Origin of the sequence: Nocardioides sp. NBC_00163, from assembly GCF_045206295.1 — a bacterium.
Taxonomy (GTDB): domain Bacteria; phylum Actinomycetota; class Actinomycetes; order Propionibacteriales; family Nocardioidaceae; genus Nocardioides.
In genome coordinates this window covers 4,078,320-4,104,200 of record NZ_CP108155.1, presented here as the reverse complement: position 1 = coordinate 4,104,200, position 25,881 = coordinate 4,078,320, and the positions used below count along the sequence as shown (strand labels likewise).

Genomic DNA, 25,881 nt, shown 5'->3' with positions numbered 1-25,881 from the left:
ATACTCCCTGCGTACAAGTTCGGGTATGAGGGGTAGTAGCGTGCGTGCCGTGGCAACCACGACTCTGATCAAAGGCGCGCGGTCGACGCGCTCAACGATCGCCCTGAAGCTCCTTATGGCGGCCAGCGGCATCGTCTTCATCCTGTTTGTGCTGGTGCACATGTACGGCAACCTCAAAGCCTTCAGCGGCGAGATGGCCTACAACGAGTACGCCGAGCACCTGCGTACGTTCGGGGAGCCGTACCTTCCGTACGGCGGCCTCCTCTGGATCCTCCGGGTGGTGCTCCTGGGCTCGCTGGTCGCGCACGTCGGCGCCGCGGTGGCGCTCTCCATGCGTGCGCACGCCCAGCGGCCCGTCAAGTACGCGGTGAAGAAGAACAAGGCTTCGTCGCTCTCCTCGCGCACCATGCGCTGGGGCGGCGTGACCCTGCTCGTCTTCATCATCTGGCACCTGCTCCACTTCACCATCGCGAAGATCAACGTGGGCACGGGCGGGCAGGCCCCGGAGATCACCGAGAACCCTTACCGGCTCCTGGTGAACTCCTTCCTGCCGGAGCAGTGGTGGATGGTCGCCATCTACCTGTTCGCGATGCTCGCGCTCGCGTTCCACCTGCACCACGGCACCTTCAGCGCCATCCAGACGCTCGGGTTCACCAACACCGCTGAGTCGCGTGCCAGGGCCCGCGTCGCCGGCTGGGTCGTCGCGATCGTGATCGCCGGCGGCTTCTCGCTGGTCCCCCTGTTCACCGTCTTCGGCGTCATCTCGTAAGGACATCTGACACATGGCTGCTGGAACCCACTACCTGCCCGGCCTCACCCCGACCAACGAGGCACCGGTCCAGAAATCCGACGACGCCGCGGGCTACTACGTGCTCGGCGACAAGCTCGTCGACCCTAAGGCTCCGACCGGTCCGATCGAGGAGCGCTGGACGACCCGCAAGTTCGAGAACCGCCTGGTCAACCCGGCCAACCGCCGCAAGCTGTCGATCATCATCGTCGGCACCGGCCTGGCCGGCGGCGCCGCTGCCGCCACGCTCGGCGAGGCCGGCTACAACGTGAAGTCGTTCTGCTACCAGGACTCCCCGCGTCGCGCCCACTCGATCGCCGCCCAGGGCGGCATCAACGCCGCCAAGAACTACAAGGGCGACGGCGACTCGGCCTACCGGCTCTTCTACGACACGGTCAAGGGCGGCGACTACCGCGCCCGCGAGTCCAACGTCTACCGCCTCGCCGAGGAGTCGGTGAACATCATCGACCAGTGCGTGGCCCAGGGCGTGCCCTTCGCCCGCGAGTACGGCGGTCTGCTCGACAACCGATCCTTCGGTGGCGTGCAGGTGTCGCGTACGTTCTACGCCCGCGGCCAGACGGGGCAGCAGCTCCTCATCGGCGCCTACCAGGCCATGGAGCGCCAGGTCGCCGCCGGCACCGTGGAGCAGTTCACGCGCCACGAGATGCTCGAGCTGATCGTCGCCGACGGCAAGGCCCGCGGCATCATCGCCCGCGACATGGTCACCGGCGAGATCGAGACCCACCTGGCCGACGTGGTCGTTCTCGCGACCGGCGGCTACGGCAACGTCTTCTACCTCTCGACCAACGCGATGGGGTCCAACGTCACCGCCACGTGGCGTGCGCACCGCAAGGGCGCCTACATGGCCAACCCCTGCTACACGCAGATCCACCCGACCTGCATCCCGGTGACCGGCGCCCACCAGTCGAAGCTGACCCTGATGTCGGAGTCGCTGCGTAACGACGGCCGCATCTGGGTGCCCAAGAACGCCGAGGACTGCGCCAAGGACCCGCGTGAGATCCCCGAGGAGGACCGCGACTACTTCCTGGAGCGGATCTACCCCTCCTTCGGAAACCTGGTCCCCCGCGACATCGCCTCGCGCGCCGCGAAGTACATGTGCGACGAGGGCCGCGGTGTCGGTCCGGAGGTCGACGAGACCCAGCCCGACGGCACGGTCAAGAAGTTCCGCCGCGGCGTCTACCTCGACCTGGGTGCCGCGATCGAGCGCCTCGGCAAGGCCGCGATCGAGGAGAAGTACGACAACCTCCTCGACATGTACGAGCGGATCACGGGTGAGAACCCCTACGAGCTGCCGATGCGCATCTACCCCGCCGTCCACTACGTCATGGGCGGCCTGTGGGTCGACTACGAGCTCTCGACCAACATCGAGGGTCTCTACTGCACCGGTGAGGCCAACTTCTCCGACCACGGCGCGAACCGCCTCGGCGCCTCGGCGCTGATGCAGGGTCTGGCCGACGGCTACTTCGTGCTCCCGAACACCATCCGCGAGTACCTCGCCGACGGGCCGTTCGAGCCCATCTCCGAGGAGCACCCGGCGGTCGTCGAGGCGAAGCAGTCGGTCCAGGAGCGGATCGACAAGTTCATGTCGATCAACGGCACCCGCTCGGTCGAGTCGATCCACAAGGAGCTCGGCCTGATCATGTGGGAGTACTGCGGCATGGAGCGGACCGAGGAGGGCCTCAAGAAGGCCATCGGCCTGATCCGCGAGCTCAAGAAGGAGTTCTGGACCAACGTCAAGGTCCTCGGCTCAGCCGACTCCCTCAACCAGGACCTCGAGAAGGCCGGCCGTGTCGCCGACTTCATCGAGCTCGGTGAGCTCATGTGCATCGACGCGCTCAACCGGCGCGAGTCCTGCGGCGGCCACTTCCGAGGCGAGTCGCAGACCGAGGACGGCGAGGCGATGCGTCACGACGACGAGTTCGCCTACGTCGCGGCCTGGGAGTTCGGTGGCGAGGACGGCGCCCCTGTCCTCCACAAGGAAGATCTGATCTACACCGCCATCGAGATGAAGCAGAGGTCCTACAAGTGAAGCTCACCCTCAAGATCTGGCGGCAGGCCGACGCGTCCGAGAAGGGTGCGCTCAAGACGTACGAGCTGGACGGGGTGTCCTCGGACATGTCGTTCCTCGAGATGCTCGACCTGCTCAACGAGCAGCTCCTGCACAACGACGAGGAGCCGGTCGCGTTCGACTCCGACTGTCGCGAGGGCATCTGCGGCATGTGTTCGCTGATGATCAACGGCGAGGCACACGGCCCGGAGGTCACCACGACCTGCCAGCTCCACATGCGCTCCTTCAACGACGGTGACACCATCACCATCGAGCCGTGGCGCGCCTCGTCGTTCCCGATCGTCAAGGACCTGATCGTCGACCGCTCCGCGTTCGACCGGATCATCCAGAACGGCGGCTACATCTCGGCCAACACCGGCTCGGCCCCCGAGGCCAACTCGGTGCCGGCCCCGCGCGACAAGGCCATGCGGGCGTTCAACACGGCCACCTGCATCGGCTGCGGCGCCTGCGTCGCCGCCTGCCCCAACGGCTCCGCCTCGCTGTTCCTCGGCGCGAAGATCACCCACCTCGGTGAGCTGCCGCAGGGCCAGCCGGAGCGCTACTCCCGCGTGCAGTCCATGGTCGGCCAGCACGACGCCGAGGGCTTCGGTGGCTGCACCAACATCGGTGAATGCGCCTCCGCCTGCCCCAAGGAGATCCCGCTCGACGTGATCTCGCAGCTGAACAAGGACCTGCGCAAGTCGCTCATCCTCGGCTGACGTCTGGTTCCAACCGAAGGGCCGCCCTCCCGTGTGGAGGCGGCCCTTCGGCCGTTTCCCGGTACGACGGGACGTTCTTGTCGGTTACCGACGGGTAGTGCGACCAGAACGTCCCGTCGTATCTGCACCAGCTCAGCCTCAGGCGGCTCGGTGTCTCAGGAAGCGCTCGCGGTCGGCGGCCGTCAGTGAGCGGCGCTGCTCGACCGTGACCGTGGGCGTCCACCACGCCGGTTGATCGACCGTCCATCGACGCTCCGGTCCGAGGCGCAGCACTCGTTCCCGCGCTTCCTTCGTACGTCGCAGGAACTGAGTGGGGTCACGCCGGTCGATCGAGGTCATGGTGACGTACTCCAGGCCGGCTCTACGGAAGAGGCTCTCCCGCTGGATGTCGCTGGCACGGCGCTCGCCGGCGAGGTGTAGGCCGCCGTCGTACTCACCGACGACCCCGGCCTCGACGTCGAGCAGATCTGGAGTGCCGATGTGGTTTCCGGCGAGGTCGAAGATCGGGTGGTTGCACAGTGGACGCGGCAGCCCGAGATCGAGCTCCCAGTGCAGGCGCATCTCGGGTTCCATCGGCGACCAGCTGTTCTCGTCGGCGAGTCCGATGGCCTGGCGGAACTGTTCGACTCCGTACCAACCGTTGAGCGTGCCGGCGTGCTCGACCAGCTCGGCGATCGATATGCGGTCGGTCTGCAGCGCCATGTCGAGCACGACCACCGCTCGCCGAAGCGACGAGGCACGGCGCGCCTCGTAAGCCGCCGAACGGAGCGGATGGGTTCCGCTGACTCCATCGAGGACGTACCACTGACTCAGCGGCAACCGCTCCGCCGTGAGCAGGATGCCCGGCCGGCTTCGGTAACGATGGTTGGTGATGACGATCGGTACGGGCCTCGCATTGCCGTTCCCGTCGAGCCCGTCGAACCAGCGCGCTCCGGCCCAGGCGAAGGCCGCCCAGCCGGTGACGTGGCCTCCAGGAATCTCCGTCGCTGCCTCCAGCACCCGCTGCTGAGGTCGGTCGGAGTCGACGGAGGCGGGGACGTACAAACCAGGTCCGGTCCGACGCCAGGCGCTCCCCCGCACCTGCCTGGGCGTCGGCCCCCTCTTCCCCGTCGGATCCACGCGCACCGGCGCGACGAGCCCAAGCCCCCGGTCACCATGAGGTGCCGGGCGAAAGTGAGCCGTCCGAGAAGTCATAGAGGGATGGTGAGCCAGATGCGATCGACACGCACCCGCAATCCGAACCCCTGTGGATAACTCGCCCAGCAACAGATACGACGGGACGTTCTTGTCGGCCTACCAGTCGGTAATGGACAAGTACGTCCCGTCGTATCGCTATCGGGGAACCTCAGACGACCGCGAGCTTGACCTCGATGTTGCCGCGAGTGGCGTTGGAGTAGGGGCAGACCTGGTGGGCCTGCTCGGCGAGCTGCTGGGCGGTCGCGGCGTCGGCGCCGGGGATGGTCACCTCGAGCTGTACGGCGAGGCCGAAGCCGCCCTGGCCGTTCTCACCGATGCTCACGTCGGCGACGACCTCGGAGTCGGTCATGTCGACCTTGGCCTTGCCGGCGACGAGCTTGAGGGCCGAGTGGAAGCAGGCGGCGTAGCCGGCGGCGAAGAGCTGCTCGGGGTTCGTGGCACCGCCGGCACCACCCATCTCCTTGGGGATGCGGACGTCGGCGTCGATGAGACCGTCGGAGGACTGGACGTGGCCGTTGCGGGCGTCGCCGGTGCTGACTGCGGTGGCTGTGTAGATCGGTGTCATGCGCACAACTATATTGCGCACAACTTAATAGCGCAAGGGGGTAGACTGGTCGATGTGTCCGGACGTACCTATCCGCAACTCTCGCTCGACCTTCAGCTCTGCTTCCCGCTGTACGCAGCGACCAGAGCCGTCACGAAGCGCTATGCGACCCTGCTCAAGGACACCGGGCTGACCTATCCGCAGTATCTGGTGATGCTGGTGCTCTGGGAGAGCGAGGAGCCGCTCTCGGTGACCTCCCTCGGCCAGCGGCTGCGGCTCGACTCCGGCACGCTGACGCCGCTGCTCAAGCGGCTCGAGACCGCCGGGCTGGTGCGGCGCGACCGCGACCCCGGCGACGAGCGCCGGGTGCTGGTCAGCCTGACCGAGGACGGCCGGGACCTGGAGGAACAGGTCTCCAGCGTGCCGCAGGAGCTCGGCGCATCGATGGGGATCACCCGTGACGAGGCGCTCGCGCTGCGCGACCAGCTCACCGAACTGGTCGACCACCTCGACACGGCCGAGTCCTCCTGAGGGCTATCCCCTGGTCAGCAGCCGCTGAACACCGAGCTTGATCAGCAGGCCGCCGAGGAGAACATCGACGACCACGAGCACCGCATGGGCGATGTAGTAGGGCTTCGGACGGGTCTGCTCCGGGTCCTTGGCGGTCTTGACGAGGTTGCGGCCGAAGTTGGTCCAGATCGCGATCGTCCAGACCCCGATGACCAGAAGGAGCGCGCCGTCAGTCTTCTCGAGCTTCATGGGTACGACTCTCTCATCCGCCGGCCAAGCCTCGCCGGCCAGCAGCCCGTAAAGCGGGCGATCACGTCGATGCAGCCTCGGAGCTGGGTTCGGCCGGGGTCGCCCCCACGTGTGCGAAGCACGCGGCGTACAGGATCACCATCGAGGTGTAGTGGATCCAGACGACCAGGATGAGGGCGATGCCGAAGGCCTGGAAGGCGGGCTGTCCCTGGGTGGCCGTGAGCAGCAGGGCCGAGGCCTGCTTGAGGATCTCGAAGCCGATCGCGCCGAGCACTGCTCCGGCCCACAGGGGGCGCTTCGGGTTGTCGTTCTGGGGAGCCAGGTGGAACATCGCGAAGAAGAGCACCGTGTTGGCCGCGAGGCCGAGCACCAGGGTGAGGAGGACGATCAGCCAGCCGAAGCCTTCGTCGAGGCCGATCCAGTCCAGGACGTTGACCGAGAAGGTGCGTACGAGGCCGGTGAACGCCACCGCGACCAGCAGGATCAGGCCGAGCCCGATCAGTGCGACCAGGTCACGGGCCTTGGCCGCCAGGAAGCCCGGCTGCTCCTCGTCGGGCACCAGGAACACTGCCTCGAGGGCCTTGCGAAGTCCGTCGATGAAGCCGAGACCGGCGTAGAGCAGACCGATGACACCGATGATCCCGACCGCGCCGGCCGCACTCTCGATGTCGGCGATCTTCAGCTGTCCGGGACCGTCGCCGACCAGCCCGGGCAGGACATGGTCGATCGCCTCGACGAGGTCGCTCTCGGCTCCGGAGTAGACCTGGGCGATCTGGCCCACGGCGAAGAACGCGAGCGCGAGGATCGGGAAGGTCGACAGGAAACCGAAGTAGGTGATCGCGCCGGCCTGCTGGGCGGCGCCCACCTCGCCGTAGTGCTCCTGGGTGCGCACCAGCCGATCCAGCGCCGGGAAGCGCGCGCGCAGCTCGGCGATCTTTGCCTTGACCTTGTCCTTCATCCCGAGATCCCCCATCCGTCGTTCGTGGGCGGACCCGAGCCCGCCTCAACCGGTCAGTGCTGCTCTCAGCGCGAACTCCCGCGTCGGGCGCCAGCCATCCGTGTCGTCGTGGACATAGAGGTGGAACTCCTCGACCGACCACTCGCACTCGAAGTCGGCCAGCTCACCGAAAGCCTTGTCGAGGCTAGCGTCGGGAAGGTCGTGAGCGATCGTGACATGCGGGTGATAGGGAAACGTGAGCTTCTGGTCGAGCGGCCCCTGCCGGACCGCGTTGGCCAGCTGTTCGCAGCCCGAGATGCCCTGCACCACTGCCACGAACACCACCGGCGAGACCGGCCGGAAGGTGCCGGTGCCACGCAGGTGCACGCTGAACGGGGCGACCCGCGAGGCTGCGGACTCGAGATGGCTCTCGACGTCCGGCAGCAGGTCGTCGTGGATCTCCGTCGGGGGCACAAGAGTGATGTGCGTCGGGATCATGGTCGCCGTCGCGTCCCCGAGAGACGTCCGGTAGTCCTGGAGCTGACTTGCCCATGGCTCCGGGATAGCAATGGCAACACCGATGGTGCGCATGCGCCGACCTTACTAGCCGAGCGGCGACGCGGGGGCCACAAAGCCAACCCGCTCGTAGACGTCGGCCAGAGTCTTGCGGGCGACCACGCCTGCCTTCTCCGCACCCTGCTGCAGGATGCCGTCGAGGTACGCCCGGTCCTCGAGAACCTCGAAGGTCTTCTCCCGGAACGGGGTGACGTAGTCGACGACGACCTCGGCGAGATCCTTCTTCAGATCGCCGTAGCCCTTGCCGGCGTACTTGCCGACCAGGGTCTCGATCTCGGAGCCGGTCAGCGCGGAGTAGATCCGGAGCAGGTTGGAGACGCCCGGCTTGGCCTCCTCGTCGAAGCGGATCTCCATCTCCGAGTCGGTGACCGCGGAGCGGATCTTCTTCGCCGAGACCTTCGGGTCGTCGAGCATGTCGATCAGGCCGGTCGGGCTCGAGGCCGACTTGGACATCTTGATCGCCGGGTCCTGGAGGTCGTAGATCTTCGCGACCTCCTTGAGGATGTAGGGCTCGGGCAGCCGGAACGTCTTCTTGTAACGGCTGTTGAACCGCTGCGCGAGGTCGCGGGTCAGCTCGAGGTGCTGTCGCTGGTCCTCGCCGACCGGGACGTACGCCGGGCGGTAGAGCAGGATGTCGGCGGCCATCAGCATCGGGTAGGAGAAGAGGCCGACGGAGGCCGCGCCCTCACCGCCCTTGGCGGACTTGTCCTTGAACTGGGTCATCCGCCGGGCCTCACCGAACGAGGTGATGCACTGCATCACCCAGCCGAGCTGAGCGTGCTCGGGCAGGTGGGACTGGACGAAGATCGCGGACCGCTCCGGGTCGACACCGGCGGCCAGCAGCTGAGCGGCGGCCCGCCGCGTACGCTCGCGGAGCACCTTCGGGTCCTGCTCGACCGTGATCGCGTGCAGGTCGGCGATGAAGAAGAACGGCTCGTGCTCCTCCTGCAGGTTCACCCACTGCCGGACCGCGCCGAGATAGTTGCCGAGGTGGTAGGAGTCCGCCGTCGGCTGGATGCCGGAAAGGACCCTGGGCCTAGTCGTAGGAGCAGTGCTGCCGGTCATGTGCGCATTCTGTCAGCCACCCGCCGAAAGGCTCGAAATGGTGGGAGGAAGAGGATCGAGAACCGATCCGTACGAGCTGTGGACCCTGCCCGCGGCACCGACCTGCGTGCCGGCCATGGGCCTCGGCGCCCCCCGTGATCAACGTCGAGGACCGTGGTCGCCCGCGGTCTTCTCGAAGGCCGCGGGCAGGATCCGCATGCCCCCTCAACGACAGATTCTCGATGGAGTTATCGAACAGGTGCATCCAATTTCTTACGAGTTTGTGGACCTCCTGAGAGGCTCTACTCAGAGGGGATTCGATGGCCCGTCAAATGCCCTTTTCCCGCCCGACACATGCCCCTGTTAGCCTGTTTGGTCGACCCGCGGATCCTCCAAGGGGTCCGCAGCCTCGGGCCAGCTGCCGAATCGGCCTCGAGGCCAGGCGACCCTCGAGGAGACTTGTGAACGACACGTCCGCTGCCAACGCACGCATGCTGCTTGCGACCGATCTGGACGGAACCTTCCTAGCCGGCGACCCCGAGGCGAAGGTCAAGCTGTACCAGACGCTGAGCCGCCGCGAGGACGTACTGCTGTCCTTCGTCACCGGTCGTGGGCTGGAGTCGGTGCTGCCGCTGCTCGCCGACCCGACCATCCCGACGCCCGACTTCATCATCTGCGACGTCGGCGCCACCATCGTGACCGGACACGACCTGCTCGCCGTCGAGCCCATCCAGCAGGAGATCGCCGCCAAGTGGCCGGGCGAGCTCACCGTGCTCGAGAAGATCGGCGACCGCCCCGGACTGGTCCGGCAGAACGTGCCCCAGGACCGCCGGGTCTCCTACTTCTGCGACCCCGAGGCGGTCACCGACGACCTCGCCCCGCTGGTCGCACAGATCGGCTGCGACCTGCTCTACTCCGCCAGCCACTACCTCGACGTGCTGCCCGGCGGGATCAACAAGGGCCACACCGTGACGAAGCTCGTCGAGCACCTCGGCATCCCCAAGGACCGCGTGCTGGTGGCCGGCGACACCCTCAACGACCTGTCGATGTACGACATCGGGTTCCCGGGTGTCTGCGTCGGCGAGGCCGAGGACCTGCTGCTGGACGCGACCCGCGACAAGGAACGTACGTTCCACGCCACCGCCCCTGGCACCGGCGGGATCCTGCAGGCGATCAGTCACTTCAACCTGCTCGACGACGAGCACATCTACGACCCGGAGAACGACGCCGACGACCCGGGGAAGTCCGACCTCGTCATGGTCTACCACCGCCTCCCCTATGACGAGGTCATCGAGGACGGCGAGGTCAAGCGCCGGCGACCGAAGTCGCCCAACGGCATCATCCCGACGCTGCTCTCCTTCTTCACCGAGCGCACCGGATCCTGGGTCGCCTGGTCCATCGACGACCCCAAGCGCGGCAAGTTCGCCACCCACACGGTCGTCGATCCCAAGCTCTACCCGGGCCTTGTGGCCTCCCGGCTGCCGCTGTCGAAGAAGGAGGTCGACGTCTTCTACAAGCGCTTCTCCAAGGAAGCGTTCTGGCCGCTGCTGCACACCTTCTGGGAACGCGCGAAGTTCAAGGAGGAGGACTGGAAGGTCTATTGCCGGGTCAACCGGGCCTTCGCCGAGCAGGCTGCGGCCGAGGTGGCGTACGGAGGCATCGTCTGGATCCACGACTACAACCTGTGGATGGTGCCGGCCTACCTGCGGGAGATGCGGCCGGACGTGAAGATCGCGTTCCTGCACCACACCCACTTCCCCGGCGCTGACGTGTTCAACGTGGTGCCGTGGCGCCGCGAGATCATCGGCTCGCTGCTGCAGTGCGACTACATCTCGTTCCACATCCCCCGCCAGGTCGAGAACTTCGTCGACGTGGCCCGCGGCGTGGCGCCGGTCGAGGTGATCGAGACGGAGGACTCGGCGCCGCGGTTCCGGACGTACGGCTTCGCTCTCGGTCTGGACACCATGCCCTCGGTGATCGACGTCGGTGGACGCCGGGTGCACCTGGGCGCCAACCCGGTCAGTGTCGACACGAAGCGGATCGAGCAGACCCTGGCCTCCCCCGCGGTGCAGAGCTCGATCGCTCGGGTGAAGGACGAGTTCGAGGGCCAGCGGATCGCGCTGGCCGTATCGCGGCTCGACTACACCAAGGGCGTGCTGCAGCAGCTCGAGGCCTTCGAGCGGGCGCTGCTCGAGGACCCGTCGCTGATGGGCGAGCTGTCACTGGTGCTGGTATGCGTGCCCGCGGCCGGCGAGATGACCGTCTACAAGACGCTGCAGAACCAGATCGAGCAGGCGGTCGGGCGGATCAACGGCCGGTTCTCGCGGATGGGCTGGATGCCGGTCCACTTCTACTTCCGGCCGATCCCGTTCGAGGAGCTGCTGGCCTACTACGCCAACGCCGACGTCATGTGGATCACCCCGCTGCGCGACGGCCTCAACCTGGTCGCGAAGGAGTACGCCGCGGTCCACGGTCTCCTCGGCACGAGCGGCACCCTGGTGCTCTCTGAGTTCGCCGGGGCTGCCGCCGAACTGCGCGGCGCGGTGCTGACCAACCCCCACGACGTCTCCGACATGGTCCGGGTCTTCCTGCAGGCCGTCGATATGGACGAGGCCGAGGCCAAGGACCGGATGCGCGGGCTGTGGGACACCATCCGCCACCACGACTCCAAGGCCTGGGCCGACGGGTTCCTCGCGGCGGTCGAGGCGGCCACCGCCACGGATGGCAACGAGGAGGCCCTCTAGGCCCTACGCCGGTGGATGCTGGTGCTCCACAGCAGCACCAGCATCCCGGCGGCGGCCAGGCCGGCGCCGACCAACGGCGCCTCGCGGACGCTCCAGACGTCGAGGGCCATGCCACCGGCGAAGGCGCCGAGGGCGTTGGCGATGTTGAGGCTCGCGTGGTTCATCGCCGCACCGAGGGTCACCGCGTCATCGGCGACGTCCATCAGGCGCACCTGCAGGTTGATCACCAGCACCGACGCCACGGCGGTGGTCAGGAAGGCGACCGGCGCGAGCCACCACCCGGCCGGGGCGACCAGCCAGAAGAGCGTCAGCACCGCCACCATGCCCAGGCTGCTCGCGAGCAGTGAGCCCATGACCGACCAGCGGGCCAGCTCCCCCGCGACCCAGGTGCCGACGACCATCCCGGTGCCGAACGCGAAGACGAACCAGGGCACCGCTCCCTCGGCCAGGCCGGCGGTGTCGGTGACGATCGGGGAGATGTAGGAGTAAGCCGCGAACATGCCGCCGAACCCGATCGCGCCCGCGAGCATCGTCAGCCAGACCTGCTTGTTGGTGAAGAACCGGCCGGCCTCGCTGCGACCGGTCGCGTTCGGGTCGCCCGGGAAGTGGGGCACCGAGAGCTGCACCAGGACCACGGTCAGCAGGGCGAGGCCTGCGGCAGCTGCGTACGGTGCCCGCCAGCCGGCGGTCTGACCGAGCCAGGTCGCGAACGGGACGCCGATCACGTTGGCGACCGAGAGCCCGAGCATCACCAGGGCCACCGCTCGCCCGCGGTGCTTCGGTGCGGCCATCGACGTCGCGACGATGGTCGCGACGCCGAAGTAGGCGCCGTGCGGGAGCCCGTCGAGGAACCTCGCGACCAGCAGCATCTTGTAGTCGACGGCGACGGCGCTGAGCAGGTTGAACAGCGCGTACGCCGCCATCAGCGACAGCAGCAGTCCCTTGCGCGGAAGATGGGCGACGAAGAACGAGAGGATCGGTACGCCGACCACCACCCCGACCGCATACGCGCTGATCAGGTGGCCCGCCGTGGAGGTGCCGACGCCGACGCCCTCGGCGATCTCGGGCAGCACGCCCATGGTGACGAACTCGGTCGTACCGATCGCGAACCCGCCCGTCGCGAGGGCGAGCATGGCGATCACGAACTGGACGGTGGTGACCGGTCTGACGGCGGTCTCGGGGCTGGCGGTGTCGGTCACTACTGCCTAACCTTCGGCGATTTGTGGGCTATTCCGTGAATCGGTGTGACACGGGTCCCGACGCCCGCGGTTTCGTCAACTCTGGTTGACACGACGTTGGTGTCAACCTATATTGACACCATGACGGATGCGAAGGACCTTGCCGAGTCGGCCGCGAGTGCCGACCCGAGCACCGGGTTGCGAGCCGCGCTCGCACTGCGCCGCCTCGCCGACTCGCTGGAGCGGCTGCAGGTGGCGAACGCCCGCCGACAGGGATGGGCCTGGCAGGAGATCGCCGACGCGCTGGAGGTCAGCCGACAGGCGGTCCACAAGAAGTACGCGAAGGAGATGTGATGTTCGAGAGGTTCACCAGGCCGGCCCGCGATGCGGTGACCGCTGCCCAGACGTACGCCGCCGAGCTCGGTCACGAGCGCATCGGCGACGACCACCTGCTGCTGGCGATCGACTCCAGTGCAGGCTCTTCCGCCGCCCAGGCGCTCGCCGAGGCCGGGGTCGATGCAGCTGGGCTGCGGGCGGAGATCGAGCGTGCCCACGGGCGCCTCGGCAACGACGACGCCGACGCGCTGTCCACGCTCGGGATCGACCTGGACGCGGTGCGCTCCAAGGTGGAGGAGGTGTTCGGTGCCGGCGCCCTGGACAGCGGGAAGCCACGCCGCCGGCTCGGCGGGCACATCCCTTTCACCAAGGACGCGAGGAAGGTCCTCGAGCTCTCGCTGCGCGAGGCGATCCGACTCAAGGACCGCTCGATCGGCACCGAGCACATCCTGCTCGGCATCCTTCGCGCGGAGGGGGAAGGACATGTTGCCCTACAGGCCCTCGGCGTGGATGCTGCTGCGCTGCGCCACACGCTCGAGCACGGCGAGGCCGCCTGAGGTCTCACCCCCGCCTCCCGAGGAGGCGGGGGTCAGCCGGCCAGGTGGGACCAGGCCGGAGCCAGCTCGGTCCACGGACCCACAGCCGCGATCTCGCCGTCGACCATGACGACGACCCGGTCGGCCTGAGCGAGAGCGGCTCGCTTCGAGGTGGCGCCGATGACCGTCGTGTGCCGGTCACGCAGCGCCCGCCAGAGCTCGATCTCGGTGGCCGCGTCGAGCGCACTGGAGACGTCGTCGGCCAGGAGCAGCTCGGTGTCGGCGGCCAGCGCTCGCGCCAGGGCGAGGCGCTGGACCTGTCCCCCGGAGAGGCGTACGCCACGGTGACCGACGATCGCGTCCGCGCCGCCCGCCTCCTTGACGTCGAGCTCGAGCCGCGCGTCGGCGACCGGGCTGTCGAACGGCCGGTCGTGGCCCAGGCGGATGTTGTCGGCGAACGTGCCGGAGAGCACCCGCGGCACCTGGGCGACGTACGCCACCTGCCCGGGCCTCAGGAAGGACTGCGTGTCCTGGACCAGCTCGTCGTTCCACCGGATCGTGCCGGTGTGCTCGATCAGGCCGGCCAGCGACGCCAGCAGGGACGACTTGCCGGAGCCGACCTGCCCCACGAGGAGGACCAGCTCGCCGCGCGAGATCGTGAGCGAGACGTCGGAGACACCGATCGTGCCGTCGTCGTGAACCGCCGACAGGGCCGAGAGCTCGAGGGACTCGAGCGGCACCTGCTCGACCGGGCCCGGGTCCGGCGCGTCGCCGGAGACCAGGTCGACGCCCGGCGGCAGATCCATCAGGTCACGACCACCGGCGAACCGGCTGGTCTCCTTCTGCCACGCACGCGTGCCCGGAGCCTCGGTGACGACCATGCCGGCCACCCGGCCGAACCAGTCGAAGCCCGAGACCGCGTTGGCGACCAGCAGCGCGGTGGCCAGACCCCAGCCGCCGCCGAAGTAGATCCCCCAGGCAGCCACGACTCCGCACTGCACCATGAGCGCGGGAACCCCGTCGAGGAACGCCTGCACCCGGTGTTCCTTCACCGCTGCCTCGACCCGGCCCGAGTCGACGTGCTGCAGGTGGGCGTGGACCTGCGGGGTGGCCGCGGCCAGCTTCACGGTGCGTACGGACTCCAGCGCGGAGACCACCGCGCGGCCGAACCGCGCGCGAGCAGCGGAGGAGGCCGCGGCCGAGCGCCCGGCGATCGGCCGACCGACCGCGGAGGCCAGCGCCGAGGCGATCATGACGACCAGGAGCACGGCGCCCGCGAGCGCGGTGCCGGCAAGCAGGGCGGTGATCGTCGCGATGACGAGACCGTTGACGAAGTCGACCCAACGGTCGGCGTAGCGGGCGTAACGGTCCGCATCCATCGAGCGGGCGACGACCTCGCCCGGCGGCGTACGCGTCAGGCGGTGCTGGCTGGTCTGACCGTAGAGCACGGCCATCCGAGCACGCAGCATGACCTCGATCCACCAGCGCGGGTAGCGGTAGAAGGCGTCGGCGAGCATCAGCGGCGCGGCCAGCAGGCTGACCACGAGCAGCACCGACATCACGGTCGGCCTGCCGCCGTCCTGCAGCGACTCGACGATCCGGCCCCACAGGAGCCCGGTGAAGGCACCCTGCGCACCGGTCATCGAGGCGAACAGGAACAGCAGCGCACCCGCGACGCCCCACTCGGGGCGCAGGAACAGTACGTGCAGCATCCCGCGGGCGAGCGACGGCCCGGTGCCGACCTCTGGGACGTCCGGCGGAGCGCCCGAGCGGCGCTTGCCGCCCACGTTGCCCGCCGCGACGTGGTCGAGGGTGGAGTGGTCGACAGGCTTGGCAGCCGGCGAGGGCGAGTCGTGGTGATCGGTGCGGCTGGCCTCGAGCAGGTCGTGGAACGGCCCCGGCGCGGTCGCCAGCGAGGCCCGCAGGCCGTGCTGGATCACCCGGCCGTGGTCGAGCACGGCCACGTGCGGCGCCCGCTCGATGGTGGAGAGCCGGTGGGCGATCAGGATGCCCGTACGCCCCGTCAGCAGCCGGTCGGCGGCCGCGACCACCCGGCGCTCGGTGAGCGGGTCCATCCGCGCGGTCGCCTCGTCGAGGACGACCACCCGTACGTCACGCACCAGCAGCCGCGCGAAGGCGACCAGCTGCTCCTCCCCCGCTGACAGCGAGGTGCCGCCGGGGCCGAGCAGGGTGTCGAGCCCGTCGGGCAGGCCGGCGACCCACTCCGAGAGCCCCAGCCGGGCGACCGCCCGCTCGATGTCCTCGCGCGGACGCAAGTCGTCGAAGAGCGCGATGTTCTCCGCGAGCGTGCCGGCCAGGATCTCGGTGCGCTGAGTGACCACGCCCACGGAGGCGCGCAGCTGCTGCAGGTCGAGGTCGCGTACGTCCACGCCACCCAGGAACACCGAGCCGCGCGGCGGCTCGACAGCCCGGGAGAGCAGCGAGGCGAGCGTCGACTTGCCGGAGCCGGTGCGGCCGACAAGGGCGATGGTGTCGCCGGCCGGGACCGTGAGCGAGATGCCTTGGAGGGCGAAGGTGCCCTCGGCGTAGGAGAAGGTCAGGTCGCGCAGGTCGACCTCGAGCGCTCCCCCGTCGGGGACGGGCGCGCCACCTTCGGGCTCCGGCTCGGAGCCCATCATCTGGCGCAGTCGGATGACCGCGCCCAGGCCCGCCTGGATGTCGGGCAGGTGGTTGGCGAGCATCGCGATCTGGCCCACGAACGTGCTCGTGACCAGGAACAACGTCACCAGCGCGCTGATCCCGAGGCGGTCGTTCGCGGCGAGCGCAACGCCGGCCAGACCGATGCCGGCCAGCAGGGAGTGCAGGAGCAGGCCGGCACGGCGGCCGACCTTCGCCTCGACCGTGACGACCGCACGGAACCTCTCGTGGACCGTCGCCGACAGCCGCGCCACCCGGGCGACCACATGGGCCTGGCCCAGGCTCGTACGCAGATCGTCACGCCCCGCGATGCCCTCCTCGAGCACCGCGGCATGGTCGGTCCACGAGGCCTCCTCGATGACCTTGAGCTCGGAGATCTTGCTCAGCAGCCGGCGGATGACGAACCAGGTCACCGCGGCGAGCAGCGGGAACAGGATCGCCGCCGGCCACCAGGTGAAGCTGGCCACGATCCACATCGGCAGCGCCGCGAAGATCGAGCGGAACAGCATCCACAGCTGCCAGCGCAGCAGGTTGCCGACCTCGTGGGAGTCGTCGTCGACCCGGTCGAGGATCTCGCCGACGGCCTGCTCGCTCAGCTCGGAGAGCGGCTGTCGCATGGCAGCCTGGAGCACGTCCTCGCGCAGCTTGCCCTCGGCCCGGTCGGAGACCCCGACCCAGGCGATCTTGGCGGTCGAGTCGATCAGCGAGGCGCCGATCACGCACAGCGCCAACCAGCCGACCAGGCTCGCGGTCGGGTTCTCCGCCAGCCGTCCGGCCACGACGGTGCCGATCGACTGGGCCACCATGGCCACCGCCAGCGCGATCAGCGCGGCGCCCGTCACCGGCCCCTTCAGGCGTCGCCAGTCGACCTGCCGGCTCGGGTCGGCAGGGTCGGTGGGGACTCCAAGAGCCTTGCCTGAGGTGGGCACGGGCGGAGTCGAGAGCGTCGCAGTCATCAGAAGATCACGGTAAGTGCGACCACCGACACTCACCTAAAGGTTTTCCGCCCTCACCCGCCAGAAAACACCACGCTGACCTGCACCTATAGGAATCAGAAGAAAGATCTGGAGAGCAAAGTCACGTACGCCCGGAAGGTGTCCCGAAATGGGACGACGGCTCGGCACGGAGTCCGTGCCGAGCCGTCGTGAGGTGGACTAGAGAGAGTCGATCGCCTCGTTGAGCGTCGCGGAGGGACGCATCACGGCGGTGACCTTCTCGGGGTCGGGCAGGTAGTAGCCGCCGATGTCGGCGGGCTTGCCCTGGACCGCGAGGAGCTCCTCGACGATCTTGGCCTCGTTGGCGGCGAGGGTCTCGGCGAGGCCCTTGAACGCGGCGGCGAGCTCGGCGTCCTCGGTCTGCGCGGCGAGCTCCTGGGCCCAGTAGAGACCCAGGTAGAAGTGCGAGCCGCGGTTGTCGGTGGTGCCGAGCTTGCGACCCGGGGAGCGGTCGTTCTCGAGGAAGGTCGCGGTCGCGCGGTCGAGCGCACCGGCGAGCACCTTCGCGGCCGGGGCGGCAGCCTGCTCGGCGTACTTCTCGAACGAGGGCACCAGCGCGAAGAACTCACCGAGCGAGTCCCAGCGGAGGTAGTCCTGCTCGACCAGCTGCTGCACGTGCTTCGGCGCCGAGCCGCCCGCACCGGTCTCGAACAGACCGCCACCGGCGATCAGCGGGACGATGGAGAGCATCTTCGCCGACGTACCGACCTCGAGGATCGGGAACAGGTCGGTGTTGTAGTCACGCAGCACGTTGCCGGTGACCGAGATGGTGTCCTCACCGTTGCGCAGGCGCTCGAGGGAGTACGCCGTGGCGAGCTCGGGCGAGAGGATCTTGATCTCGAGACCCTCCGTGTCGTGCTCCGTCAGGTAGGTCGCGACCTTCTTGATCAGCTCGGCGTCGTGGGCGCGCGACTCGTCGAGCCAGAAGATGGCCGGGGTCTTGGAGTCGCGGGCGCGGCTGACGGCGAGCTTGACCCAGTCGCGGACCGGGATGTCCTTGGTCTGGCAGGCGCGCCAGATGTCACCGGCCTCGACGTCGTGCTCGATCAGCACGTCGCCGGCCTTGTTCAGCACCCGGACGGTGCCGGCGGCCTCGATCTGGAAGGTCTTGTCGTGGGAGCCGTACTCCTCGGCCTTCTGCGCCATCAGACCGACGTTGGGGACGGTGCCGATCGCGGCCGGGTCGAGCGGGCCGTTCTTCTTCACGTCGTCGATGACGGTCTGGTAGACGCCGGCGTAGGAGGAGTCCGGGATCACCGCGAGGGTGTCGTCCTCGCCGCCGTCGACTCCCCAGAGCTTGCCGCCGTTGCGGACCAGGGCCGGGATCGAGGCGTCGATGATGACGTCGGAGGGGACGTGCAGGTTGGTGATGCCCTTGTCGGAGTTGACGTAGGACAGGCGCGGGCCGGCCTCGATCGCGGCCTTGAAGGCGGCCTCGATCTCGGCGCCCTTCTCCAGGCCGGAGAGGCCGGACAGGATCGCGCCCAGGCCGTCGTTGGCGGACAGGCCGGCGGCCTCGAGGTCGGCGCCGTACTTCTCGAAGACGTCGGTGAAGTAGGCCTTCACGACGTGGCCGAAGATGATCGGGTCGGAGACCTTCATCATCGTGGCCTTCAGGTGCAGCGAGAAGAGCACGTCGTCGGCCTTGGCCTTGGCGAGCGCGTTCTCGAGGAAGGCGTGCAGGTTGGCCACGGACATGTACGTCGCGTCGACGATCTCGCCCTCGAGCACCGGCAGCTCGGCGAGCAGCGTCACCGTCTCGCCGTCGGACTTCTCGAGCACGATGGAGAGCGTGTCGTCGGCCGGCAGGGTCACGGACTTCTCGTTGGACTTGAAGTCGTGCGAACCCATCGTGGCGACGGTCGTCTTGGAGTCGTCGGAGAAGGGCTTGTTGGTGTGCGGGTGAGCCTTGGCGTACGCCTTGACCGAGCCCGGCGCACGACGGTCGGAGTTGCCCTCACGCAGGACCGGGTTCACCGCGGAGCCCTTGACCTTGTCGTACTTGGCCCGGATCTCCTCCTCCTCGGGCGTGCTGGGCGCCTCGGGGTAGTCGGGGATCTGGTAGCCCTGCGTCTGCAGCTCCTTGATCGCGGCCTTCAGCTGCGGGATGGAGGCGGAGATGTTGGGCAGCTTGACGATGTTGGCTTCCGGCGTCTTCGCCAGGTCACCGAGCTCGCCGAGCGCATCGTCGGCCAGGCCGAACTGGGCCAGGATGCGCGAGGCCACGGAGATGTCACGCGTCTCGACCTCGACCCCCGCCTTGGCCGCGTAGGCCGAGACGATCGGAAGGAAGGAGTACGTCGCCAGCAGCGGCGCCTCGTCGGTGTGGGTGTAGATGATTCGTGCGGCCATTGCTGTGGCTACTCCTGACAAGTTGCGATCTGCTTATGACTGAGGCCGGGGACCCGGACGAAGGAAAGTGTCTTGACATCAAGATAACAGAAAGGGTGATGAGACACCGCCCCGCCCCACCTAAGCACCACGATGCGCCGTCGCAAAAGAGTTACTGTGTGTCAACACCTCATGTTGTTCAGGTGACTGCTGATACCTGAGTGCTTCTCGGGTGTCGATGGGTCTGACCGACGTCAACAGACATTGAAGGGTTAAGGGGACATGACTGAGGAATCACTGTCGGCGGCTGAGCCGACCTTCATCCAGAAACTCGCAGCCGAGGTCATCGGGACATTCATTCTGGTGTTCATCGGGTGCGGCTCGGTCGTCGCAATCATCGCCGGCGCCACCCACGCTGGACCCGAGAACGCGATCTGGGGCCTCGAGGTCGCCGCTGTCGGCCTGGCGTTCGGTATCGCCGTCGTGATCGGCGCCTACACCTTCGGTCGCATCTCCGGCGGCCACTTCAACCCGGCGGTGACGCTCGGCGTGGCCACCGCCGGCCGGATCAGCTGGAAGGACGCCGGCGCCTACATCGGCGCGCAGTTCGTCGGCGCGACCATCGGTGCGATCGTGCTGTTCCTCGTCGCGCTCGCCTCGGACTACAACTCGTGGAACGACGGCGGCCTCGGCGCCAACCGCTTCGGCGACGGAGCCGGCACCGGCCTCATCGGCGCGATCCTGGTCGAGCTGGTCCTCACCTTCATCTTCGTCTTCATCATTCTCGGCGTCACCGATGTTCGAGCCGGGACCAACGCCACCGCTGCGCCGCTCGCCATCGGCCTTTCGCTGGCCGCGATCCACTTCGTCGGCATCCCGCTGACCGGCACCTCGGTCAACCCCGCCCGTTCGTTCGGCCCCGCTCTCTTCTCCGGCACCGACGCACTGGCCAACCTCCCGGTCTTCCTGATCGTCCCGGCTCTGGGCGGTGCCGTCGCCGGTTTCGTCTACCCGCTGATCTTCAACAAGGACGGCTCCGAGATCGCGGGTGCCGGCCTCGCCTTCGGCGGTGACAGCATGACTCCGGCCCATAACGTGCCGGCCTGGGACTCCCAGGCCGTCGCTCCCGCGGCCCCGGCCGCGACTCCGGCCGCTGCTCCCGCGGCACCGGCTGCACCGGCGGCTCCTGCCGCGCCGGCCGCGCCCGCTACCCCCGAGACGAGCGACCGCACCATCGTCTCCGGCGGCTCCGGCACCGGTGGCCAGCAGTCCTGGCAGCAGCCGACCCCGGCCGCCGAGGGCGACCTTCCGGTCTACGAGCAGGACGGCTGGCGTTGGGACTACGCCAAGCAGGAATGGGTCCCGATCGAGCAGTAGTCTCGAGAAGCACGAAGGCCGCCCCTCGGGGCGGCCTTCGTCCTATTTGTACGTCTTCATTCTCCTGGAACGGTCACCGCGAGGATCCACAGCGCGCCCGCGGTCAGCGCCAGCAGGGCCACGTCGAACCAGCGGTTGCGCACCGCCAGCATCCCGGCATCCTTCGTACGCAGCACCGCACGCCCCAGCGACGCGGCGCCCACCCCGGCGGCGAGGACGATGATCCCCACCCGCCAGTGGCCGAAGCCGACCAGCCCGAGACCGACGATCGCCGCCGTCAGCACCCCGAGGTAGACGAACCCACCGATGGTCGAGGGGAAGCCGCGTACGTCCTGGGGGTCCGTCTTCTCGTGCTCAGGTGTCGCCACCGCCGGTGCGGGAGCCTCCGGCGTGGGGCTTAGCGGGGGGTGGACGGACACCATTTCAGAGCCTTTCGAGAGCCTTCTCGGCGCTGAGGACGATATTGGAGAGCAGCATGGCGCGTGTCATCGGACCCACCCCACCGGGGTTCGGCGACACCCAGCCAGCCACGTCCCATACGTCCTCGGCCAGGTCTCCTGCGATCTTACCTTCGACTCGGGAGACGCCGACGTCCAGCAGGGCCGCGCCGGGCTTGACCATGTCCTTGGTGATGATCCCAGGCACGCCCGCGGCAGCCACCACGATGTCGGCGTTGCGGGTGTGGGCGGCCAGGTCGCGGGTGCCGGTGTGGCACAGCGTGACCGTCGCGTTCTCGCTACGGCGGGTGAGCAGCAGGCCCAGCGGACGCCCGACGGTCAGCCCACGGCCGACCACGACGACCTCGGCGCCCTTGATCTCGACCCCGTGACGCCGCAGCAGCTCGATGCAGCCCACCGGGGTGCACGGCAGCGGCCCGTCCTCACCGAGGACCAGCTTGCCGAGGTTGTAGGGGTGCAGCCCGTCGACGTCCTTCTCCGGAGCGACCCGGGAGAGCAGCGCGAACTCGTCCAGACCGGTCGGCTGCTGCACCAGGAAGCCGGTGCACGCCGAGTCGGCGTTGAGGCGGTCGATCTCCGCCTCGACCTCTTCCTGGGTCGACGTCCCCGGCAGGTCCACCCGGATCGACTCGATGCCGATCTCGGCGCAGTCCTTGTGCTTGGCGTTGACGTACCACCGGCTTCCCGGGTCATCGCCCACCAGCACGGTGCCGAGGCCCGGGGTGATGCCCTGGGCCTTCAGCTTCTCGACCCGCTCGGCGAGCTCTGCCTTGATCGCCTTCAGCGTCGCGGTGCCGTCCAGCTTCTGTGCTGTCACGATGTCAATCCTGTCACTCGAGTCTCTGTATTCCTTGTACGCGACGCCGACCCGGCGCATCTTGACCAGATCAAGACCCGAGTCGGCGCGTTCTGACACGATCTCCCGCCGAGTCGGCTCGTCTTGACGAGCCGACTCGGCGGGGTTTTCTGGATCAGTGCGCGAAGTGGCGCGTGCCGGTGAAGTACATCGTCACGCCCGCAGCCTCGCAGGCCTTGATGGTGAGCTCGTCGCGGATCGAGCCGCCGGGCTGGACGATCGCCTTGACGCCGGCGTCGATGAGGATCTGCGGGCCGTCCTCGAAGGGGAAGAAGGCGTCGGAGGCGGCGACGGCGCCGCGGGCGCGCTCGGAGCCCTCGGCGAGGGTGTTGGCGCGCTCGACGGCGAGCTTGCAGGAGTCGACGCGGTTGACCTGGCCCATGCCGATGCCGACCGAGGCACCGTCGGAGGCCAGCAGGATCGCGTTGGACTTGGCCGAGCGGCAGGCCTTCCAGGCGAAGGCCAGGTCGGCGAGGGTGGCCTCGTCGGCGGCCTCACCTGTGGCCAACGTCCACGAAGCCGGGTCGTCGCCCTCGGCGTCGACGTGGTCGACCTGCTGCATCAGCAGGCCACCGGAGATCGGGCGGGTCTCGACCGCGGCACGCTCATCGGCGGCGGCGACCAGGATCCGGATGTTCTTCTTGCCCTGCAGGATCTCGACGGCGCCGTCCTCGTAGCCCGGCGCCACGATGACCTCGGTGAACACCTCGGCGACCTGCTTGGCCATCTCGACCGAGACCGGCCGGTTGGAGGCGATGACGCCACCGAAGGCGGAGACCGGGTCGCAGGCGTGCGCCCGGCGGTGCGCCTCGGCGATGTCGGCACCGACGGCCAGTCCGCACGGGTTGGCGTGCTTGATGATCGCGACCGCCGGCTCGGCGAAGTCGTTGGCGGCGCGGCGCGCGGCGTCGGTGTCGGTGTAGTTGTTGTAGGACATCTCCTTGCCGTGCAGCTGCTCGGCGCGAGCGAGCCCGGCGGGTCCGAACCCGTTGAGGTAGAGCGCCGCCTTCTGGTGCGGGTTCTCGCCGTAGCGCAGGACGTTCGCCTTCTCGTACGTCCCGCCGACCCACGCCGGGAAGCCGGTGCCCTCGGAGGTGTCGGTGAGCACGGAGCCCATCCAGGAGGCGACGGCCACGTCGTACGTCGCGGTGTGGACGAACGCGGCCGCGGCGAGGGCCTTGCGCTGGTCGTAGGTGAACCCACCGGCAGCGACGGCAGCGAGGGTGTCGGCGTACTGCTCCGGGGAGGTCACGATCGCGACGGAGGGGTGGTTCTTGGCGGCGGCGCGGACCATCGAGGGGCCGCCGATGTCGATCTGCTCGACGACCTCGTCCGGCCCAGCGCCGGAGGCGACGGTCTGCACGAACGGGTAGAGGTTGGAGACGACGAGGTCGAACGGCTCCACCTCCAGCTCCTTGAGCTGCTCGACGTGGGACTCGAGGCGGCGGTCGGCGAGGATGCCGGCGTGGACGCGCGGGTGCAGGGTCTTCACGCGGCCGTCGAGGCACTCGGGGAAGCCCGTCAGGTCCTCGACCTTGGTCACCGGCAGGCCGAGCTTCTCGATCAGTGCCGCCGAGCCGCCGGTCGAGACGAGCTCGACGCCGGCGTCATGAAGCCCGCGGACCAGGTCCTCGAGACCGGTCTTGTCGTAGACGGACACCAGGGCCCGCTTGATGGTGATCTGATCGAGCACAGCAATCTCCTCATCGGTCAACGATTTCGATGAGGGCACCCAGGCGGTCGATGCCGTCTCTTCACACTCCCCGGTGGTCCCCCACCTGCGCCAGTCGTGTGCTCGTCACTCTAACCGCTCAGGCAGGCCCGAATCGAACTCGCCTGCCGTCGACGGTGTAGCCCTCGCGGGCGATCCGCCCGACCGTCTCGACGAGCATCGAACGCTCGACGACCTTGATCCGCTCATGGAGCGTCTCCTCGGTGTCGTCATCCTCCACCGGCACCGTCACCTGGGCCATGATCATCCCGGTGTCGACCCCGGCGTCGACGATGAACAGCGTCGCCCCGGTGACCTTGACGCCGTAGTCCAGCGCATCCCGCGCCCCGTGCATCCCCGGGAAGGACGGCAGCAGCGCCGGATGGGTGTTGAGCGTCTTCCCCCCGAACCGGTCGAGGAAGGCCTCCCCCACCAGCTTCATGAAGCCCGCAGAGACCACGAGATCGGGCTCGTACGCAGCCACCGACTCGGCCAGGGCCGCGTCCCACTCCTCGCGCGAGCCGAAGTCCTTGACCCGGTGCACGAACGTCGGGATCCCGGCGTCGGTCGCCCGGGTCAGCCCCTGGATCCCGTCGCGGTCAGCCCCGACCGCGACGACCTCCGCCCCGAACTCCGGGGACGCGCAGGCGTCCAGCAGGGCCTGGAGATTGGTGCCCGAGCCGGACACGAGGACGACGAGACGCAGCGACATGCTGCGAACTCTAGGCGGCCGGGTCGGTCGGGAGGGAACGCCGGTGCCACCAGGTCATGGTGAGCCCGGCGAGCAGACCGGCGAGCCCGAAGAAGGCGATGGCGTTGACGAGCACCTGCCCGGCGTACGGCCCGACGTCGAGCATCCGGCCGGGGCCGACGGCGCCGCCGGCGATGCCGGAGGCGATGGCGACGAGGAGGCCGGCGACGACACCGGCGCTGACGCCACGGAGCGCGCCCTCCGACCAGCGCAGGGTCGGCCGGACCCGGCTGACTCGGCAGACGGCCCAGAAGGCGGTCAGCGGGCCGAGCGCCATGACCGCCGCGACCCAGGCGGGCGGGGCACCGTTGTCGGGCAGCGCGGCGAGCATCGGGAACATCGGCAGCGGCCCGAGGGTCACTGCCGTCGGGGTGACAGTCGTCCCGACACCGACCGAGAACCCCGGGCCCAGGGCGTACGCACTGGAGAAGAGCACGGCGTTTGGCAGCACGAGGACGGCGAGCAGGGAGTAGAGGATGATCCCGCCGAGGTCGAGGTGGAGCTGGGAGACGACGTTGATCGAGGTGGTGAAGTCGGCGAAGAGGGCCGCGAAGAACACCAGCGTGCTGACCGCGAACCACCAGAGCAGGATCGACCTGACCATCACCAGTACGTCCACGGCGGCGCGTGGCAGCAGGGTGATCCACAGCGCCGCGCGGCCGGAGCCGACCGCGATCGCGGGCAGGGCCACGACCACGCAGAGTCCGACCGACCAGGAGAAGACGCCGAGGATGCTCGGCGCGGTTGCCGGGGTGCCGGCGATGATGGCGGTGGTCAGCGCGGTTCCGGTATAGCCGAGCGTGAAGAGGCCGGCGACGACCGGGACGGTCAGGTCACGCTCGCCGTCGGCGAGGGCGTTGACGTCCGGGCCGTGCAGCGAGACCGAGTCACCGACCCGGACCGCGACCTGCCACATCGCCCAGGCGAGGACCAGGGTCAGGCCGAGCGGGACGACGGTGACCGCGATGCCGGAGACGAGGACGCCCGAACCGTGGCCGAGCAGCCAACCCAGCGCGGCGACACGCAGGGCGTCCGACGGCTCGCCATGGGCGCCCATGTCGCTGAGGAACCAGCCGAGGATGCCGATCGCCAGGCACACGACCAGCGTGGCGGCGGCCGTGCCGATGCCGCCCAGCAGGGCGACCGCGACCAGCGGGCGGCGGTGGCGGAGATCGTGGAGATCATCCGCGACTCGCCCGCGGTCAGGGGTGCGTGGAGGCAGCAGCGAGGACATCGCGTCTCATCCTCGCAACCCGCGTGGTCTCGATCTCGGCGACGCGCCGCCTGAGGCGGTCACCGGGTTGGTCACAGCGGTTGAT

At 68.6% G+C, this 25,881-nt stretch carries 22 protein-coding genes and 1 riboswitch; of the genes, 8 read left to right on the top strand and 14 right to left on the bottom strand.

Features of this window, described 5'->3' with window-relative positions; all coding sequences use genetic code 11:
- Positions 1-115 precede the first annotated feature (115 nt).
- The 3 genes from OG801_RS19670 to OG801_RS19660 are packed head-to-tail and all read left to right on the top strand — an operon-like array spanning position 116 to position 3,574.
- Entirely contained in the window at positions 116-769 is a 654-nt protein-coding gene (locus OG801_RS19670; RefSeq protein WP_406030729.1) for a succinate dehydrogenase cytochrome b subunit, read from the top strand.
- A 13-nt stretch (positions 770-782) separates the two neighbouring features.
- Positions 783-2,837: a fumarate reductase/succinate dehydrogenase flavoprotein subunit gene (locus OG801_RS19665; RefSeq protein ID WP_406030727.1), complete on the top strand. Its 2,055-nt coding sequence runs from the start codon at positions 783-785 to the stop codon at positions 2,835-2,837.
- A complete protein-coding gene (locus OG801_RS19660) occupies positions 2,834-3,574 on the top strand; it encodes a succinate dehydrogenase/fumarate reductase iron-sulfur subunit (RefSeq protein ID WP_355019698.1) in 741 nt (246 codons plus the stop codon). Before OG801_RS19665 ends, OG801_RS19660 begins: the two co-directional genes overlap by 4 nt.
- A gap of 138 nt (positions 3,575-3,712) precedes the next feature.
- Here OG801_RS19660 and OG801_RS19655 read toward each other — a convergent pair whose 3' ends face one another.
- On the bottom strand, positions 3,713-4,618 hold the full coding sequence (locus OG801_RS19655) for a hypothetical protein (RefSeq protein WP_406030725.1): 906 nt from the start codon (positions 4,616-4,618) through the stop codon (positions 3,713-3,715).
- Positions 4,619-4,919: 301 nt separating this feature from the next.
- Positions 4,920-5,336: an organic hydroperoxide resistance protein gene (locus OG801_RS19650; RefSeq protein ID WP_406030724.1), complete on the bottom strand. Its 417-nt coding sequence runs from the start codon at positions 5,334-5,336 to the stop codon at positions 4,920-4,922.
- A 54-nt stretch (positions 5,337-5,390) separates the two neighbouring features.
- On the opposite strand from OG801_RS19650, the gene OG801_RS19645 reads away from it, so the two are divergent.
- Positions 5,391-5,846: a MarR family winged helix-turn-helix transcriptional regulator gene (locus OG801_RS19645; RefSeq protein WP_406030722.1), complete on the top strand. Its 456-nt coding sequence runs from the start codon at positions 5,391-5,393 to the stop codon at positions 5,844-5,846.
- A 3-nt stretch (positions 5,847-5,849) separates the two neighbouring features.
- On the opposite strand, the gene OG801_RS19640 is transcribed toward OG801_RS19645, so the two are convergent.
- The 4 genes from OG801_RS19640 to trpS all read right to left on the bottom strand — a co-directional run bounded on the left by OG801_RS19640 (position 5,850) and on the right by trpS (position 8,652).
- Entirely contained in the window at positions 5,850-6,074 is a 225-nt protein-coding gene (locus OG801_RS19640) for an SCO4848 family membrane protein (protein WP_091052819.1), read from the bottom strand.
- A 61-nt stretch (positions 6,075-6,135) separates the two neighbouring features.
- Entirely contained in the window at positions 6,136-7,032 is an 897-nt protein-coding gene (locus OG801_RS19635) for a YihY/virulence factor BrkB family protein (protein WP_355019693.1), read from the bottom strand.
- Positions 7,033-7,077: 45 nt separating this feature from the next.
- The gene (locus OG801_RS19630; RefSeq protein ID WP_350665729.1) at positions 7,078-7,602 is read right to left on the bottom strand and encodes a 2'-5' RNA ligase family protein; all 525 of its coding nucleotides are present in this window, start codon (positions 7,600-7,602) and stop codon (positions 7,078-7,080) included.
- A 12-nt stretch (positions 7,603-7,614) separates the two neighbouring features.
- The gene (trpS, locus tag OG801_RS19625; protein ID WP_355019692.1) at positions 7,615-8,652 is read right to left on the bottom strand and encodes a tryptophan--tRNA ligase; all 1,038 of its coding nucleotides are present in this window, start codon (positions 8,650-8,652) and stop codon (positions 7,615-7,617) included.
- 440 nt (positions 8,653-9,092) lie between these two features.
- Here trpS and ggpS point away from each other — a divergent pair, with 440 nt between their 5' ends.
- Positions 9,093-11,375: a glucosylglycerol-phosphate synthase gene (gene ggpS, locus OG801_RS19620; protein ID WP_406030719.1), complete on the top strand. Its 2,283-nt coding sequence runs from the start codon at positions 9,093-9,095 to the stop codon at positions 11,373-11,375.
- Here ggpS and OG801_RS19615 read toward each other — a convergent pair.
- Positions 11,372-12,574: an MFS transporter gene (locus tag OG801_RS19615; RefSeq protein WP_406030717.1), complete on the bottom strand. Its 1,203-nt coding sequence runs from the start codon at positions 12,572-12,574 to the stop codon at positions 11,372-11,374. The two genes, ggpS and OG801_RS19615, sit on opposite strands and share 4 nt — an antisense overlap.
- 120 nt (positions 12,575-12,694) lie before the next feature.
- Between OG801_RS19615 and OG801_RS19610 the strand changes: the two genes are divergently transcribed.
- Positions 12,695-12,907 (top strand): helix-turn-helix domain-containing protein, encoded by a 213-nt coding sequence (locus tag OG801_RS19610; protein ID WP_141802873.1) that lies wholly within the window; start codon positions 12,695-12,697, stop codon positions 12,905-12,907.
- On the top strand, positions 12,907-13,446 hold the full coding sequence (locus OG801_RS19605) for a Clp protease N-terminal domain-containing protein (protein WP_406030715.1): 540 nt from the start codon (positions 12,907-12,909) through the stop codon (positions 13,444-13,446). Before OG801_RS19610 ends, OG801_RS19605 begins: the two co-directional genes overlap by 1 nt.
- Before the next feature lie 32 nt (positions 13,447-13,478).
- Here the strand turns inward: OG801_RS19605 and OG801_RS19600 are convergent, their stop codons facing one another.
- Together OG801_RS19600 and OG801_RS19595 are read right to left on the bottom strand one after the other, a co-directional pair.
- The gene (locus OG801_RS19600; RefSeq protein ID WP_406030713.1) at positions 13,479-17,039 is read right to left on the bottom strand and encodes an ATP-binding cassette domain-containing protein; all 3,561 of its coding nucleotides are present in this window, start codon (positions 17,037-17,039) and stop codon (positions 13,479-13,481) included.
- Between the two features lie 198 nt (positions 17,040-17,237).
- A complete protein-coding gene (locus tag OG801_RS19595) occupies positions 17,238-19,430 on the bottom strand; it encodes an NADP-dependent isocitrate dehydrogenase (RefSeq protein WP_406030711.1) in 2,193 nt (730 codons plus the stop codon).
- 261 nt (positions 19,431-19,691) lie between these two features.
- On the opposite strand from OG801_RS19595, the gene OG801_RS19590 reads away from it, so the two are divergent.
- Positions 19,692-20,786 carry an MIP/aquaporin family protein gene (locus OG801_RS19590; RefSeq protein WP_406030709.1) on the top strand — a complete coding sequence of 365 codons (1,095 nt, stop codon included), beginning with the start codon at positions 19,692-19,694 and terminating at the stop codon, positions 20,784-20,786.
- 56 nt (positions 20,787-20,842) lie between these two features.
- Here the strand turns inward: OG801_RS19590 and OG801_RS19585 are convergent, their stop codons facing one another.
- The 5 genes from OG801_RS19585 to OG801_RS19565 all read right to left on the bottom strand — a co-directional run bounded on the left by OG801_RS19585 (position 20,843) and on the right by OG801_RS19565 (position 25,796).
- A complete protein-coding gene (locus tag OG801_RS19585; RefSeq protein ID WP_378684812.1) occupies positions 20,843-21,205 on the bottom strand; it encodes a DUF3017 domain-containing protein in 363 nt (120 codons plus the stop codon).
- 4 nt (positions 21,206-21,209) lie between these two features.
- Entirely contained in the window at positions 21,210-22,061 is an 852-nt protein-coding gene (locus OG801_RS19580; protein ID WP_406030707.1) for a bifunctional methylenetetrahydrofolate dehydrogenase/methenyltetrahydrofolate cyclohydrolase, read from the bottom strand.
- A 154-nt stretch (positions 22,062-22,215) separates the two neighbouring features.
- Complete coding sequence (gene purH, locus OG801_RS19575) at positions 22,216-23,793, bottom strand: bifunctional phosphoribosylaminoimidazolecarboxamide formyltransferase/IMP cyclohydrolase (protein ID WP_406030706.1); 1,578 nt, start codon at positions 23,791-23,793, stop codon at positions 22,216-22,218.
- A gap of 30 nt (positions 23,794-23,823) precedes the next feature.
- Positions 23,824-23,901: riboswitch (ZMP/ZTP riboswitch) on the bottom strand.
- A 10-nt stretch (positions 23,902-23,911) separates the two neighbouring features.
- Complete coding sequence (gene purN, locus OG801_RS19570) at positions 23,912-24,523, bottom strand: phosphoribosylglycinamide formyltransferase (RefSeq protein WP_406030704.1); 612 nt, start codon at positions 24,521-24,523, stop codon at positions 23,912-23,914.
- A gap of 10 nt (positions 24,524-24,533) precedes the next feature.
- Complete coding sequence (locus OG801_RS19565; protein ID WP_406030702.1) at positions 24,534-25,796, bottom strand: DUF6350 family protein; 1,263 nt, start codon at positions 25,794-25,796, stop codon at positions 24,534-24,536.
- Positions 25,797-25,881 lie beyond the last annotated feature (85 nt).

What these genes read in the sequence shown, in the direction of transcription:
- OG801_RS19670 (WP_406030729.1), top strand. Translation starts at nt 116, where the DNA reads ATGGCGGCCAGCGGCATCGTCTTCATCCTGTTTGTGCTGGTGCACATG.
- OG801_RS19665 (WP_406030727.1), top strand. Translation starts at nt 783, where the DNA reads ATGGCTGCTGGAACCCACTACCTGCCCGGCCTCACCCCGACCAACGAG.
- OG801_RS19650 (WP_406030724.1), bottom strand. Translation starts at nt 5,336, where the DNA reads ATGACACCGATCTACACAGCCACCGCAGTCAGCACCGGCGACGCCCGC.
- OG801_RS19640 (WP_091052819.1), bottom strand. Translation starts at nt 6,074, where the DNA reads ATGAAGCTCGAGAAGACTGACGGCGCGCTCCTTCTGGTCATCGGGGTC.
- OG801_RS19635 (WP_355019693.1), bottom strand. Translation starts at nt 7,032, where the DNA reads ATGAAGGACAAGGTCAAGGCAAAGATCGCCGAGCTGCGCGCGCGCTTC.
- OG801_RS19630 (WP_350665729.1), bottom strand. Translation starts at nt 7,602, where the DNA reads ATGCGCACCATCGGTGTTGCCATTGCTATCCCGGAGCCATGGGCAAGT.
- trpS (WP_355019692.1), bottom strand. Translation starts at nt 8,652, where the DNA reads ATGACCGGCAGCACTGCTCCTACGACTAGGCCCAGGGTCCTTTCCGGC.
- OG801_RS19610 (WP_141802873.1), top strand. Translation starts at nt 12,695, where the DNA reads ATGACGGATGCGAAGGACCTTGCCGAGTCGGCCGCGAGTGCCGACCCG.
- OG801_RS19605 (WP_406030715.1), top strand. Translation starts at nt 12,907, where the DNA reads ATGTTCGAGAGGTTCACCAGGCCGGCCCGCGATGCGGTGACCGCTGCC.
- OG801_RS19600 (WP_406030713.1), bottom strand. Translation starts at nt 17,039, where the DNA reads ATGACTGCGACGCTCTCGACTCCGCCCGTGCCCACCTCAGGCAAGGCT.
- OG801_RS19595 (WP_406030711.1), bottom strand. Translation starts at nt 19,430, where the DNA reads ATGGCCGCACGAATCATCTACACCCACACCGACGAGGCGCCGCTGCTG.
- OG801_RS19590 (WP_406030709.1), top strand. Translation starts at nt 19,692, where the DNA reads ATGACTGAGGAATCACTGTCGGCGGCTGAGCCGACCTTCATCCAGAAA.
- purN (WP_406030704.1), bottom strand. Translation starts at nt 24,523, where the DNA reads ATGTCGCTGCGTCTCGTCGTCCTCGTGTCCGGCTCGGGCACCAATCTC.
- OG801_RS19565 (WP_406030702.1), bottom strand. Translation starts at nt 25,796, where the DNA reads ATGTCCTCGCTGCTGCCTCCACGCACCCCTGACCGCGGGCGAGTCGCG.